Origin of the sequence: Promicromonospora panici, assembly GCF_900608595.1 — a bacterium.
Taxonomy (GTDB): Bacteria; Actinomycetota; Actinomycetes; order Actinomycetales; family Cellulomonadaceae; genus Promicromonospora; species Promicromonospora panici.
On the sequence record NZ_UWYY01000021.1, the window covers coordinates 108,694 to 122,542 of the forward strand.

The following is a 13,849-nucleotide window of genomic DNA, read 5'->3' on the forward strand; positions in this document are numbered from 1 at the left end:
TCCTCAGCGTGAGGCGATGTAGGTGAGCGCCGCTTCGGTCTCCTTGCGGACCTGGGCCTCGTGCTCCGCGCTCAGCGGCCCGCGCGGCGGGCGGGTGGGCCCACCGTAGCTCTGCCCGGCGATGTCGATCGAGAGCTTGATCGCCTGCACGAACTCGGTCCGTGAGTCCCAGCGGAAGACCGGCACGAGGTGGCTGTACAGCTCGCGCGCCTCAGCGATCTTACCCTCGGTGACCAGGGTGTAGATCTCGACGGCTTCACGCGGGAACGCGTTCGGGTAGCCGGCGAACCAGCCCGTCGCGCCGGTCACGAGCGACTCGAAGAGCAGGTCGTCGGCTCCGGCGATGACGTCGAGGTCCGGTGCCAGCTCCTTGATCTCCAGGACACGCCGCACGTCCCCGGAGAACTCCTTCACGGCCACGACGTTCTCGAGCTGCGCCAGCTCGGCCAGGATGTCGGGCGTGAGGTCGACCTTCGTGTCGATCGGGTTGTTGTAGATCATGATCGGGAGGCCCACCTCGTTGACCGCGGCATAGTGGGCGATCACCTCGGACCGGTTCGCGCGGTAGATCGTGGGCGGTAGCAGCAGGACGCCGTCGGCCCCGTCCTCGGCGGCGAGCTCCGCCCAGTGCTTGGCCTGGTGCGAGCCGACGCCGTGTACCCCCGCCACGACCAGCCCGCGGTCGCCGACCGTCGCGACGGCGGTCTGCACGACCTTGCGGCGCTCCTCGTCGGTGAGCGACGAGTACTCGCCCAGCGAGCCGTTCGGCCCGACGCCGCGGCAGCCGTTGTTGATCAGGAAGTCGCAGTGCGCGGCGAACCGCTCGTAGTCGACGGCGAGCCCGGCCGGTGCCGACCTGTCCGGCGTGAAGGCGAGGGTGGTGGCGACGATCACGCCGCCGAGGTCGAAACGCTGGTTCATGTCGGGTTCTCCTGAGGGTTGGGTGATTGTTGTGGGCGTTGGGGCAGGGCCGCGAGGTCGCCCAGCCGGACCGGGACCACGAGCGGCCGCCGGTCGACGGCGGGTGCGAGCGCGGTGCCAAGGGAGGGCTCCGGCCCGCCCAGGAGCTCCTGGAGCGTCCGGCCGCACATCCGCGCCTGGCACGGGCCGAGTCCGGCGCGGCTGGTGAGCTTCACGGAGCGCGTCTCGCGCGACCCGGTCAGCTCGGCCACCTCGCGGATGCGGCCGTAGGTGGTCTCCTCGCAGCGGCAGACGGCCGTGTCGTCGCGCAGCCAGCCGACCCACCCGCCGCGGATACCGTGCGCCGCCTCGATACGCGCCGCGAAGCCGCGGGCCCGGGTCCGGGCGCGCCCGGCCACAAGGGCGGGCCCCGCACCGGTGTCGCCCCCGGCCGCGGCCGTCCCGGCGACGGCGCCCTCGGCAAGCGCAGCGTCGGCCCCGCCGATGCCCGTGATCTCGCCGGCGGCCCACACGCCGGCCACGGAGGTGGCCTGAGCGGCGTCCACGACGACGAACCGGCTCGCAGACAGCGCGCAGCCCGCGGCGATCGCCAGCTCCAGGCGCGGTGTGAAGCCGTGGCTCACGCAGACGGCGTCGGCCTCGACCTGCCGCTCGGTCCCGGGCACGCGCGCCCAGCGCTCGTCCAGGCGGGCGATCGTCACGGCCTCGACCTGCCCGTCGCCGTGCGCGGCGATCACTGCCTCGCCGGGCCGCCACGGCACCCGATGGCGCACCAGGTCGCGGACGTACCCGGCCAGCTCACCGGCCTTGCCCGCCGCGCCGGCCAGCTCCCAGGGCCGGCTCAGCCATCCGCGCCCCAGCGCGCCGAGACCGGCCGCCTCGTGCACGCCGAGAACGCTCGCGCCGGTCTGCAGCAGCGAGGAAGCGACCGGCAGCAGGAACGGTCCGGCTCCGGCGACGACGACCCGCCGTCCGACCGCGACCCGCTCCCCCTTGGCCAGCGCCTGCGCCGCCCCGGCCGAGTAGACCCCGGGCAGCTGCCAGCCGGGGAACGGCAGGGTCCGGTCGTGGGCGCCGGTGGCCAGCACCAGCGCATCGGGTTCGAGCACCAGCGCCTCCCGCCCGACGCCGTCGGGCTCCCCCACCAGGACATTGAGGCGAGCGCCGTACTCCAGCCGTTCCAGCGACCACACCTGCGCCGACGGGACCACCGTCACCGCCGGGTGCGCCGCCAGGGCATCGCGCAGCTCGCCGAACGTCGTCCACCGGTGGTGCAGCAGGTGCTCGCGCTCCGCCGGGCGTTCGGCCGGCATATGGCGCCAGTACTGGCCGCCGAGCCCGTCGGCGGAGTCGAGCAGGGTGACGCGCGCCCCGCCATCCGCGGCCGCGCGGGCGGCGGCGAGCCCGGCGGGCCCCGCGCCGACGACCACCACGTGCCTCATGAGCTCGTCCCCTCGCCCGCTCGTCGTCCGACGTCGTCGCCGCCCGCGTCGTCGCCGCCCGCTTCGGCGTCGGGCTCCCGGGACGCCCGCCCGCCCTGCCGAGTCACGACGTCGCCGTCCCGCGCACGCCGCAGGCAGGCGCGCACGTCGCGCAGGCCGTTGACCTCGACCAGGCAGTCGAAGCAGACGCCGATCCCGCAGAACACCCCGCGCGGGGAGCCGCCGTCGCGGGTGGTGCGCCACTCGCGACGTCCGGCGCCGAGCAGCACGCCGCCGACCGTCTGCCCGGCCGTGCCGGTGACGGGCTCGCCGTCGACCAGGATCGTCAGCGGGCGGTCCGGACCCGGTTCGACCAGGTCCCGCTCCGCCGGCACACGGTACGACGTCATGTCCGCGCCTCCCCACGAGCACCCCTCGACGTGTCAGACGCACGGGTCACCCCGGTGCCCTGTACGTCTGACACGTCGGCGGGGCGATGGTTCCGGAGCGTCGGCCGGTCGACGGCGTACGCGCTCGGGTCCACCGCGGGCGCGAGCCTCAGCATCGTGGCGGCGAGCAGGTCGCCGGTCGCCGGGGCGAGACCGACACCTGCTCCCTCGTGACCCGTCGCGAACCACAGCCCGTCCAGCTCGGGATCAGGCCCGATCGCCGGCAGGTGGTCGGGCATGTAGGGCCGGAACCCCAGGTAGGACCGCATGACGTTGGTCCGCGCGAGGAACGGGAACACCGCGACGGCCCGCCGCGCCATCTCGGCGAGCACCGCCGCGCGCAGCCGGTCGTCGAACCCCACCTGTTCCCGGCTCGACCCGATGAGCACCGTCCCGCCCCGCGTCGACTCGATCACCGCGGACGTCTGCAGCTCGGCGCCCGCGGACTGGGTGGCGGCGAAGTAGTCGCCGTCGTAGACCTTGTGCCGGATGCGCTGCTCCATCGGGGTGGTCACCAGCACCATCCCGCGGCGCGGCCGCACCGGGATCCAGGAGCCGAGCCGCTCGGCGACCTCGGCGGACCACGGGCCCGCCGCCACGACCACGTCGCCCGCGGGGACCTCGCCCTGGGTGGTGACGACGCCGGTCAGGCGCCCGTCGGCGCCCAATAGCGGCCCGGTCACCTCGGCACCCGTGCGGACGACGGCGCCGGCCCGGCGCGCGGACGCGAGCAGCGCCTCGGCCGCCGCGACCGGTTGCACCTGGGCGTCCTGCGGGTAGTACACCGCGCCCACGACGCCGGCCGCCAGGTCCGGTTCGAGCCCGCGCGCCCGCTCGGCGCTCACCTCGACCGCCTCGACACCGGCCGCACGCTGCGTCTCGGCGAACCCGCGCAGCCCGTCCAGGCCGTCGGCGGAGGTGACGACGACCAGGCCGCCCTTGGCTTCGTGCTCGATCGAGGGGAACCGCGGGCCGAGCTCGTCGGCCAGCTCGTCGGCGAGGCGTGCCCACCCGTGCAGGGAAACCTTGGCCAGCTCCAGCTCCGGGCCGGGCCCCTTGTCGGAGACCAGCAGGTTGCCCTCGCCGTGGGCACTTGTGGCGGACGCCGCCGCCCCGCGGTCGAGCACCGTCACCCGGGCACCCGCCCGCGCGAGGGCTCGCGCGCACGCCGCGCCGACTATCCCGGCGCCGACGATCACGACGTCCGCTGCCACATCCACCCGCTCTCGGTCATCGATCCGGTTCTCAGTCCTCGGGCTTGCCCGCCCACGTGCCCAGCGAGTGCCCGATGTGGCGCTCCATGAGCGCCTTGGCACCGGGCCCGTCGCCGGCCGCGAGCAGGTCGAGCAGCTCGTGGTGCTCCTGTGCTGAGCTCGCCAGCGTGCCGCTCGCGACCATCGTCGACAGCCCGAGCAGGCGTGCCCTGTCGCGCAGGTCGGCCACGATCTCGCCGGCCACGGGGTTGCCCAGCAGCCCCATCAGCCGCAGGTGGAACGTCTGGTCGGCTTGCAGGTACGCGATCAGGTCGCCGGTGCGCGCGCCCTCGACGATCTCGTCGGCGAGTGCGCGGAACTCCGGCAGCTGACCCACCGGGAACGACTTGGCCAGCCGCTCCATCCAGACCGGCTCGATCACGAGCCGGACGGCGGCGACGTGCCGCAGCGTCTGGTCGCTCACGCGGGTGACACGGAATCCCTTGTTCCGCACCGCCTCGAGGAAGCCCCGCCGCTCCAGGTCCAGCACCGCCTCCCGCACCGGCGTCGCCGACACGTCGAAACGCGCGGCCAGCGTCGGCACCGAGACGAGCTCACCGGGCTCCAGCTCGCCCGCGACGATCGCCGCCACGAGGGCGCGGTGAACCTGCTCGCGCAGGCTCGCGACCGGCGGGAGACGACGGACCGATGGGGTCGGTGATGCTGTGCTCATTGGTGCACTCCTGGGATGGTCAGGCATCGCTAGTAGTATATTACACGGGACGGAAATCCCGCCGTCAATGCGCCTGAGCGTACCTGAGCAGGGCCCGCGAGGCCGGGCTCGAGCGGGCTATAACTGGCTGACGAGGCCGAAACGCGACGTTTACATTCACCCCATCGACACCGTACGGCTCGATCAGTAGAATATCACGCATCACATATCGTGGGCCAAGCGCAGAAGGCGGGGACGATGGCATCCGAGACGACGACCGCGGCACCGGAGAGCGCCGCCCGTCTGCCCGCCGGCCCGCTGGGCAGCTCGCTCGGCGGCGGCCACGTGGTGCTCACCGACGGCCTGCTGGGCCAGTGGCAGCGGCGCAACACCGACAGGACCCTGCCCCACGCCATCGACCAGGTGCGCGCCTCGGGCGTCCTGGACAACTTCCGCCGCGTCGCCCATGCGACCGGCGAACCGTTCAAGGGCGCCTACCCGTTCGCCGACACCGACGCCTACAAGACGCTCGAGGCGGCCGCGTACGAGCTCGCCCGCGCCGAGGCCGCCACAGAGACGGCCACAGAGACAGCCACAGTCCGGGCCTTCTATGAAGAGACGGTCGCCCTCGTCGCGGGTGCGCAGGCCGAGGACGGCTACCTCTCGACCTACCACCAAGGCACAGGCGCACGCGCCGCACCGTGGTCCGACCTGGCCGGCGGGCACGAGCTGTACAACCTCGGCCACCTCGTCCAGTGCGCGCTGGCGGCGGCGCGGCAGCTCGGCGACGGACGGCTCCTGGCGGTCGCCCGCCGGTTCGCGGACCTCGTGGTGGACCGGTTCGGCGAGCACGGACGTGCGGAGTACTGCGGCCACCCGCAGATCGAGGCCGCGCTGGTGGAGCTGTACCGCGAGACGGGGCATGAGCCGTACCTGCGCCAGGCGGAGCTGTTCGTCGAGCGGCGCGGCTCGGGCCTCTTTGCCAGGGCGCCGTTCGGGCCCTCCTACTACGCGGACCACGCACCCCTGCGCGACCTCGACACCGTCACGGGACACGCCGTACGCATGGTCTACCTCGCGGCGGGCGCCACCGACGTCGCCATCGAGCGGGGTGACACCGCACGGATCGACCACCTGCTGCGCCTGTGGGACGACATGGTGCACACCAAGTCGTACGTCACGGGCGGGATCGGCTCGCGGCACTCCGACGAGGCCTTCGGCGACCGGTACGAGCTGCCGTCGGAGCGCGCGTACGCCGAGACGTGCGCGGCGATCGGCACCATGCAGTGGGGCTGGCGGCTGTTCCTGGCCACCGGGAGCGCCGCGGTCCTGGACCATGTCGAGCGGATCCTCTACAACGGGTTCGCCGCCGGCGTCGGGCTCGACGGCACGCGGTTCTTCTACGACAACCCGCTGCAGCGGCGCCCCGACCACACCGACGGCCGCCCAGCCGACCCGGCCGAACCGCTGCGGCGGCCCTGGTTCGGCTGTGCGTGCTGCCCGCCGAACGCGACCCGCTGGGTCAGCCAGCTCCAGGACCACGTGGCCCTGGCGGCGCGCGACGGGCTGACGATCGCCCTGCTCACCGCCGGGCGCGTCCGCTCGGCAGCCCTCTCGGTCGACGTCGTCACCGACTATCCGTGGGACGGGCGCCTCACGGTCCGCGTGCTCGACGCCGATGCCGCGCCCGCGACGCTGACCGTCCGCGTCCCCGGCTGGGCGGCCGCGCCCCGGGTCGCCATCGACGGCGCGCCGGTGGACGCCGCCGCGCCTGACGGCTGGCTGCGCCTGACCCGAACGTGGCGCCCCGGGCAGGAGGTCGTGCTCGACCTGCCGATGCCCGCCCGGCTCGTCACGTCGCACCCGGCGGTCGACGCCACCCGCGGCGCCGTCGCCGCGGTGCGCGGGCCGGTCGTGTACTGCCTGGAGCAGGCCGACTCCCCGGCGCCCGTCGACGACGTCGTGGTCCACGCGGTCGACGACGCGGGCGAGGCGCCGCCGTCCGACAGCTCGGATCCCGTCCTGCGACATGCGCTGACCGCACACGTGAGTTGGCGGCCCGCGCCGTCGGACGATCCGTACCCGCCCGCCGACCGAACAGACCCGGACCGGACAGACCTACCGGCCTCGTCGACGACGACGCAGGTCGCGCTGGTGCCCTACCACCTCTGGGCGAACCGCGAACCCGGGGCGATGCGGGTCTGGCTCCGGCACACCTGACCGGAGACCCGACCGCGCCCGAGGGCCACACCCGAAGAACCAGCCCTCACGTCCTACCCGTACGACCCTCGACGCGACCGCGTCACAGACCGAGAGGCCACATCGTGAAGCTCCATCGGATATCGACGGCAGTCATCGCCGTCGCCACGACACTCGCGCTCGCCGCGTGCGGCGGCGGCGGCCAGAACAGCTCCTCAGGGGGCGGTGGGTTCACCGCCGAGCCCGCCGAGGGTGGCACCGTCCACGTGCTGCAGAACGCCGACTTCTCGTACCTCGACCCGGCCCGCGGCTGGGACGGCGGGGTGAACAACTTCTTCCGGCTGGTCTACCGCCAGCTCACGACGTCGGCGCCCGGCTCGGCCGAGGACCCCAACGAGATCGTCCCGGACCTCGCGGAGAGCCTCGGCGAGGCGTCCGACGACGGCCTGACCTGGACGTACACGCTCAAGGACGGGCTGAAGTTCGACAACGGCGACCCGATCACGTCGGCCGAGGTCAAGTTCGGCATCTCCCGGGCCTGGGACCCGGGGATCGGCATCGGCTCGCCGTACCTCAAGCAGGTCATCGACGCCCCGAAGGGCTATGAGGGCCCGTACAAGTCCGGCGACCTGCCGACCATCGAGACGCCGGACGAGAAGACCATCGTCTTCCACCTCAAGGAGCCGTTCCCCGAGTTCGACGCCGTGCTCGCCCAGGTGAACGCGACGCCGTTCCCCGTGGACAGCGGCGCGGGCGACGAGTTCATCCACGAGATCATCGCCTCCGGCCCCTACAAGCTCGCGGAGTACGTGCCGGGCAGCACCATCAAGCTGACACGCAACGAGAACTGGGACCCGGCCACGGACGAGGTGCGGGCCGCCAAGCCGGACGGCTGGGAGTTCACCATCGGCCTGGACCCCGCCACGATCGACGAGCGGCTCATCTCCGGGCAGGGCGCCGACGTGAACGCGATCGCCGGCAACATCCAGCCGGCCACGCTCCCGCGCCTGCAGACGCCGCAGCTGCAGGAGCGGGTCCTGGAGTTCCCCGGCATCTGCACGACGTACATGGGCCTGAACACCACCAAGAAGCACATGGACGACGTCCGCGTGCGGCAGGCGATCAGCTACGCGATCGACCGCACCACCATCGTGAACGCGAGCGGCGGCACGCAGCTCGGCGACCCGTCCACGACGATCCTGCCGCCGTCGGTCGCGGGCCACAAGGACTTCGACCTGTACCCGTCCGAGGACGGCACCGGCGACGTCGAGGCCGCCAAGAAGCTGCTGGACGAGGCGGGCCTGTCCGACGGCTTCACCATGACCCTCGACATCCGAGCGCAGGAGTCCATGCAGGCGCAGGCCGAGGCGGTCCAGCAAGCACTCGAGCGGGTCGGCATCACCGTCGAGCTCAACCTGATCGACACCGCCACCTACTACGAGACCATCGGCACGCCGTCGCAGCAGCACGACGCCGCGATCACCGGCTGGTGCCCGGACTGGGCCTCGTCGGCCGCGACGTTCATCCCGCCGCTGTTCGACGGCCGCAACATCTACGAGAAGGGCAACGCCAACCTCGCCCAGATCAACGACCCGGCCATCAACGAGCGGATCGACGAGATCAAGGCGATGACGGACATCGAGGCCGCGAACGAGCAGTGGGGCGACCTCGACGAGCAGATCCTCGAGCAGGCCCCGATCGTCCCGCTCATGGTCGCCAAGGGCGTGATGCTGCCGGGCGAGAACGTCACCGGCCTGTACTCCTCGGCGAACGCCGCGACCGGCGGCATCGACTACGTCGGCGTCGGTCTCAAGGACCCTGAGAAGGGCTGACCCCATGATGCCGTCCCAGACAGACCTCACGGCCGCCAGGACGACTGGCAGCGCCGTCGAGTCCGGGACCGGCGACACCGCGGAGGCGCCGGCGGCCGACCAGGCCGCCGGCGCCCTCCGGGCGGGTGCCGGCGGTACCTGGCAGGCCCTGCGCCATGACGTCGGCGCGATGCTCGGCCTCGGCTACATCGTCCTGGTCACGCTCGTCGCGATCTTCGCGCCCGTGCTCACCTCGATCAGCGGCTGGACCCCGTACGAGTTCGACCAGACCGCCATCGACCCCAACCTCGGCGGTATGCCGATCGGGCCGTGGGGCGGCATGGGCGCCGAGCACTGGCTCGGCGTCGAGCCGGGCAGCGGGCGCGACATCTTCGCGCGCATCGTCTACGGCGCGCGCGTCTCGATGAGCATCGCGCTCTCGGCGACCGCGCTGACCACGGTGCTCGGGGTCTCGCTCGGGCTCGTGGCCGGCTACTTCGGCGGCCGGGTGGACCTCGTCATCTCGCGGATCATGGACTTCCTCATGGCGTTCCCGGCGCTCATCTTCATGATCGCCGTGCTCTCCGCCCTGCCGGCGAGCAACCGGTCGGGTCTGCTCGTCGTCGTGATCTCCGTCTTCGGCTGGCCGTACCTGGCGCGCATCGTCCGTGGGCAGACCATGTCGCTGGCGCAGCGGGAGTTCGTCGAGGCGGCCCGGGCCGCCGGCGCCAGCGGGACGCGCATCGTGTTCCGTGAGATCCTGCCCAACCTGCGCTCGACGATCATCGTGATGTCGACCCTCGCGGTGCCCGGGTACATCGGCACCGAGGCCGGCCTGTCGTTCCTCGGCGTCGGCGTCGTGCCACCCGCACCGAGCTGGGGCCAGATGATCGCGGCCTCCGTGAAGTGGTACGCCGTCGATCCCGCGTACTTCGTAGTGCCGGGCGTGTGCCTGTTCCTGCTCGTGCTCTCGTTCACCGTGCTCGGTGACCGCCTGCGCGCCGTCGTCGACGCCCAGGAGGGTCGCTGAATGCCCCGGTTCCTGCTCACCCGCATCTCGTCGGGCCTCGTGGTCCTGCTGCTCGTGTGCCTGTTCACCTACCTGGTCTTCTTCGCTCTCTCGCCGGACCCGGCGGTACAGATCTGCGGCAAGAACTGCACACCCGAGCTGATCGACCAGATCCGCGCGAACCTCGGGCTGGACCAGCCGTTCTGGACCCAGTTCTTCCTGTTCGTCGTCGGCATCTTCGCGGGCCGGACCTACGGCGACGGCGCGTCCACCGTCGACTGCGCAGCGCCCTGCCTGGGCTACTCGTTCCAGTCCAGCCAGGCGGTGTGGGACATGATCGTGCAGCGGCTGCCGGTCTCCGCGACGGTGGCCGTGGGCGCCGCCGTGCTGTGGCTGCTCGCCGGCCTCGTCGGCGGTCTGCTCAGCGCGGTGAAGGAGGGCACGTTCCTCGACCGGTTCACCACGGGGCTGACGCTGACCAGCATGTCGATCCCCAACTACGTGCTCGCCCTCGTGCTGCAGTACGTGCTGGTGGTCCAGCTCCAGTGGCTGCCGTTCCCCCAGGCGGTCGCCTTCGCGGACGACCCCGTGCAGTGGTTCCTCAACTTCGTCATGCCGTGGATAGTCCTCGCGGTCGGGTACGCGGCCGCCTACACGCGGCTGACCCGCGCCAACGTGCTCGACGTGCTGCGCGAGAACTACGTGCGGACCGCCTACGCCAAGGGCCTGCCCCAGTCGCTGATCTGGCGGCGGCACGCCCTGCGGCCGGCGCTGACACCCGTGGTGACCATCTTCGGCATGGACTTCGCCGGCCTGCTGGGCGGGGCGCTCATCACCGAGACGGTCTTCGGCATCAACGGCGTGGGCAAGATGGCGGCCGACTCCATCGCCCGCAACGACCAGCCGGTGATCATGGGCGTCACGCTGCTGGCCGGGTTCCTCGTCGTCGTCGGCAACATCGTGGTCGACGTCGTCTATACCGCCATCGACCCGAGAGTGCGGGTGAACGCATGACGACCGAGACACCCTCCGAAGCGCTGCTGCAGGTGCGCGACCTGACGGTCACCTTCGCGACGCCGCGCGGCCCGCTCGACGCCGTCCGCTCGCTGGACCTCGACCTGGAGCCCGGCGGGGCGCTGGGCATCGTCGGCGAGTCCGGCTCGGGCAAGTCGATGACCAGCCTCGCGATCATGGGCCTGCAGCCCCGCGCCGCGCGGCGCACGGGCAGCGTCCGCCTGCGCGGGCAGGAGCTGGTCGGCATGTCCGAGGCCGAGCTGCGCCGGGTGCGCGGCGACCGCGTCGCCATGGTGTTCCAGGACCCGCTGTCCTCGCTGAACCCGTACTACACGGTCGGGCTGCAGATCGAGGAGGCCTACCGCGCGCACCGGCCCGGAGTGACCCGCCGGGAGGCGCACAAGGTAGCGATCGCCGCCCTGGAACGGGTGCACATCCGGGACGCCGCGGTGCGCGTGAACCACTACCCGCACCAGTTCTCCGGCGGCATGCGCCAGCGCGTCATGATCGCGATGGCGCTGAGCACCGAGCCCGAGCTGCTGATCGCGGACGAACCGACCACGGCGCTCGACGTCACGGTCCAGGCCCAGATCCTGGACCTGCTGCAGGAGATCCGCCACGAGACGGGCACCGGCCTGGTGCTGATCACGCACGACCTGGCGGTCGTCAGCGAGATCACCGACCACATAGTCGTCATGAAGGACGGCGTGTGCGTCGAGCGGGGCGCCGTCGAGCAGATCTTCACGAGCCCGCAGCATCCCTATACGCAGGCGCTGCTCGACGCCGTACCGCGCATCGACGACGAGATCGGCGAGCTGCGCGCGGTGGCGCCGTCCGCCACCCCCACGAACGGAGGCCCCGCATGAGCGAGCCGCTCCTGAGAGCCACCCACCTGGTCAAGGAGTTCCCGGTCATGGGGACCGGCGGCCTGCTACGCGCACCGGTCCGGTTCCGGGCCGTGGACGACGTGAGCTTCGAGATCCGCGCAGGCGAGACGCTCGCCCTGGTAGGCGAGTCCGGCTCGGGCAAGTCGACGACGGCGCGGCTCGCCGCGCGCCTGCTGGACGTCACCTCGGGCACCGTCGAGCTGGACGGCGAGGACGTGACCGCGCTGGGGCGGCGCGAGCTGCGCCGGTTCCGCAACGAGGTGCAGGTCGTGTTCCAGGACCCGTTCTCCTCGCTCAACCCACGGCACACCGTGGAGCGGATCGTCACCGCTCCCCTCGTCTACCAGGGGCGGCCGGTCCCGGGCGGCGCCCGGGCGTTCACCCGGTCCCTCATGGAGCGGGTGGGTCTCGATCCCGACCACTCGCAGAAGTACCCGGCGCAGTTCTCCGGCGGGCAGGCGCAGCGCATCGGGATCGCCCGGGCGCTCGCGGTCAGCCCGCGCGTGGTGGTGTGCGACGAGGCGGTCTCGGCCCTGGACGTGTCGGTCCAGGCCCAGGTGATCAACCTGCTGCGCGATCTGCAGCGCGAGGAAGGGCTGACGTACCTGTTCATCGCGCACGACCTGGCCGTGGTGCGGCAGATCGCCACGCGGGTGGCGGTGATGACGCAGGGCCAGATCGTCGAGGAGGGCGAGCGTGACGCCGTCTTCGGCGCGCCCCAGCACGAGTACACCCGCAAGCTGCTCGACGCCGTCCCGCGCATCCGCCCCGAGTGGGAGCGGCAGCGGCGGGCGAACGCCGGCCGCCCGGCCGGGGCCGCGTCGGGGGCGCAGGCATGAGCGTGGTCACGAGCGCGGGCGCAGGCACGAGCGCAGGCGCAGGCACCGGGTGGACGTCGTACCTCCTGCCGGGCATCGGCGTCCGCGAGCGCCGCCTCGCGGTGCCGCTGGACCGGTCGGGCCGGCTGGAGGGCGACGTGGACCTGCTGGTCCGGGAGCTGGTGGACCCGGTGCGGGACGACGACGACCTGCCCCTGCTGGTGTACCTGCAGGGTGGCCCGGGCGGTGCGAACCCGCGCCCGCTGCGGCGGGACGGCTGGCTGGACGTGGCGCTGCGCGACTACCGCGTGGTGCTGGTGGACCAGCGCGGTACGGGCGGCAGCACCCCGCTGGACGGCGAGGTGCTGGCGGGGCTCGATGCCCGCGCGGGGGCGGACCTGCTGGCGTGCTTCCGGGCGGACTCGCTGGTCGCGGACCTGGAGGAGGTGCGCGCACGGGTGTACGGCAGCCGGCCGTGGACGACGCTCGCGCAGAGCTTCGGCGGCTGGATCACGCTGACGTACCTGTCGTTCGCGCCCGAGGCGCTGCGGGCGTGCTACATCGCGGGCGGGGTGCCGGGCACGCCGCCGGACGCCGCCGAGGTGTACCGCAGGACGTTCGGCCGGGTCGCCGGCAAGACCGCCGAGTACTACCGGCGGTACCCGGCCGACGTCGAGGCGGTGGAGGCGGTCGCGGACCGCCTCGCCGAGGGCGACGTCCTGCTGCCGGACGGCGACGTGCTGACCGTCCACCGGTTCCAGTCCATGGGCATCGACCTGGGCATGAAGCCGGGCACGGAGCGGATGCACTGGTTCGTCGAGAAGGCGTTCGCGCGGCCGGGCCGGCTGTCGGCGGGTTTCCTGCAGGAGGCGATGGTGCGGACGGCGCAGGCGGACGGCCCGCTGTTCTGGACGCTGCAGGAGTCGATCTACGGCGACGGCGCGGGCCGCCCGACGGGGTGGGCGGCGCAGGCGGAGCGGGACCGTCGCCCGGAGTTCGATCCGGCCCGGCGTCCGCTGCTGTTCACGGGCGAGATGGCGTTCCCGTGGATGTTCGACGAGATCCGGCTGCTGCGGCCGTTCGCTCCCGCCGTGCACGAGCTGGCGGCGCGCACGCAGTGGTCACCGCTGTACGACCTGGACCGCCTGGCCGCCAACGACGTGCCGGTCGCCGCGGTGGTCTATCACGACGACATGTTCGTCGACTCCGGGCTGCAGCTCGACACGCTCTCGCGGGTCGGGTCGGCGCAGGCGTGGGTCACCAACGAGTACGAGCACGACGGGATCGGCGATCCGCGGGTGCTGGAGCGCCTGCGGGAGCTGGTCCGCGACCGAGGAGGAGAGATTCGATGACGAACCCGGACACCACCCCCAGCACCCCCCCCGCCCCCGTCTCCTATACACACCTGACGCCTC

Annotated in this window: 12 protein-coding genes; 7 read left to right on the top strand and 5 right to left on the bottom strand. The window is 72.5% G+C overall.

Translation table 11 applies throughout. The features are described from left to right. Positions 1-3 precede the first annotated feature (3 nt). From EW117_RS23060 to EW117_RS23080, 5 genes are read right to left on the bottom strand one after another with little or no spacing between them, the layout of a single operon-like run. A complete protein-coding gene (locus EW117_RS23060) occupies positions 4-921 on the bottom strand; it encodes a dihydrodipicolinate synthase family protein (RefSeq protein WP_129789037.1) in 918 nt (305 codons plus the stop codon). Continuing rightward, on the bottom strand, positions 918-2,363 hold the full coding sequence (locus EW117_RS30550) for an FAD-dependent oxidoreductase (RefSeq protein ID WP_129789038.1): 1,446 nt from the start codon (positions 2,361-2,363) through the stop codon (positions 918-920). Before EW117_RS30550 ends, EW117_RS23060 begins: the two co-directional genes overlap by 4 nt. After that, the gene (locus EW117_RS23070) at positions 2,360-2,752 is read right to left on the bottom strand and encodes a (2Fe-2S)-binding protein (protein ID WP_129789039.1); all 393 of its coding nucleotides are present in this window, start codon (positions 2,750-2,752) and stop codon (positions 2,360-2,362) included. Before EW117_RS23070 ends, EW117_RS30550 begins: the two co-directional genes overlap by 4 nt. Further along, complete coding sequence (locus EW117_RS23075) at positions 2,749-4,011, bottom strand: NAD(P)/FAD-dependent oxidoreductase (RefSeq protein ID WP_242504473.1); 1,263 nt, start codon at positions 4,009-4,011, stop codon at positions 2,749-2,751. Before EW117_RS23075 ends, EW117_RS23070 begins: the two co-directional genes overlap by 4 nt. A 25-nt stretch (positions 4,012-4,036) precedes the next feature. Then, positions 4,037-4,717: a GntR family transcriptional regulator gene (locus tag EW117_RS23080; protein ID WP_165362831.1), complete on the bottom strand. Its 681-nt coding sequence runs from the start codon at positions 4,715-4,717 to the stop codon at positions 4,037-4,039. A 237-nt stretch (positions 4,718-4,954) separates the two neighbouring features. Here EW117_RS23080 and EW117_RS23085 point away from each other — a divergent pair, with 237 nt between their 5' ends. From EW117_RS23085 to EW117_RS23115, 7 genes are all read left to right on the top strand, one after another. Next, on the top strand, positions 4,955-6,916 hold the full coding sequence (locus EW117_RS23085; RefSeq protein WP_129789040.1) for a glycoside hydrolase family 127 protein: 1,962 nt from the start codon (positions 4,955-4,957) through the stop codon (positions 6,914-6,916). 104 nt (positions 6,917-7,020) lie between these two features. Further along, positions 7,021-8,727, top strand: coding sequence for an ABC transporter substrate-binding protein (locus EW117_RS23090; protein ID WP_129789041.1), 1,707 nt, complete (start codon positions 7,021-7,023; stop codon positions 8,725-8,727). A gap of 7 nt (positions 8,728-8,734) precedes the next feature. Next, positions 8,735-9,736, top strand: coding sequence for an ABC transporter permease (locus tag EW117_RS23095; RefSeq protein ID WP_242504474.1), 1,002 nt, complete (start codon positions 8,735-8,737; stop codon positions 9,734-9,736). Next, the gene (locus EW117_RS23100; protein WP_129789043.1) at positions 9,737-10,729 is read left to right on the top strand and encodes an ABC transporter permease; all 993 of its coding nucleotides are present in this window, start codon (positions 9,737-9,739) and stop codon (positions 10,727-10,729) included. Then, positions 10,726-11,595: an ABC transporter ATP-binding protein gene (locus EW117_RS23105; protein ID WP_129789044.1), complete on the top strand. Its 870-nt coding sequence runs from the start codon at positions 10,726-10,728 to the stop codon at positions 11,593-11,595. Before EW117_RS23100 ends, EW117_RS23105 begins: the two co-directional genes overlap by 4 nt. Continuing rightward, the gene (locus tag EW117_RS23110) at positions 11,592-12,455 is read left to right on the top strand and encodes an ABC transporter ATP-binding protein (protein WP_129789045.1); all 864 of its coding nucleotides are present in this window, start codon (positions 11,592-11,594) and stop codon (positions 12,453-12,455) included. Before EW117_RS23105 ends, EW117_RS23110 begins: the two co-directional genes overlap by 4 nt. Continuing rightward, positions 12,452-13,786 carry an alpha/beta fold hydrolase gene (locus tag EW117_RS23115; RefSeq protein ID WP_129789046.1) on the top strand — a complete coding sequence of 445 codons (1,335 nt, stop codon included), beginning with the start codon at positions 12,452-12,454 and terminating at the stop codon, positions 13,784-13,786. Before EW117_RS23110 ends, EW117_RS23115 begins: the two co-directional genes overlap by 4 nt. The last annotated feature ends 63 nt before the right edge of the window (positions 13,787-13,849 follow it).

Coding starts and splice junctions, on each gene's coding strand:
- EW117_RS23070 (WP_129789039.1), bottom strand. CDS start 2,752: ATGACGTCGTACCGTGTGCCGGCGGAGCGGGACCTGGTCGAACCGGGT.
- EW117_RS23080 (WP_165362831.1), bottom strand. CDS start 4,717: ATGAGCACAGCATCACCGACCCCATCGGTCCGTCGTCTCCCGCCGGTC.
- EW117_RS23060 (WP_129789037.1), bottom strand. CDS start 921: ATGAACCAGCGTTTCGACCTCGGCGGCGTGATCGTCGCCACCACCCTC.
- EW117_RS23110 (WP_129789045.1), top strand. CDS start 11,592: ATGAGCGAGCCGCTCCTGAGAGCCACCCACCTGGTCAAGGAGTTCCCG.
- EW117_RS30550 (WP_129789038.1), bottom strand. CDS start 2,363: ATGAGGCACGTGGTGGTCGTCGGCGCGGGGCCCGCCGGGCTCGCCGCC.
- EW117_RS23115 (WP_129789046.1), top strand. CDS start 12,452: ATGAGCGTGGTCACGAGCGCGGGCGCAGGCACGAGCGCAGGCGCAGGC.
- EW117_RS23105 (WP_129789044.1), top strand. CDS start 10,726: ATGACGACCGAGACACCCTCCGAAGCGCTGCTGCAGGTGCGCGACCTG.
- EW117_RS23100 (WP_129789043.1), top strand. CDS start 9,737: ATGCCCCGGTTCCTGCTCACCCGCATCTCGTCGGGCCTCGTGGTCCTG.
- EW117_RS23085 (WP_129789040.1), top strand. CDS start 4,955: ATGGCATCCGAGACGACGACCGCGGCACCGGAGAGCGCCGCCCGTCTG.
- EW117_RS23095 (WP_242504474.1), top strand. CDS start 8,735: ATGCCGTCCCAGACAGACCTCACGGCCGCCAGGACGACTGGCAGCGCC.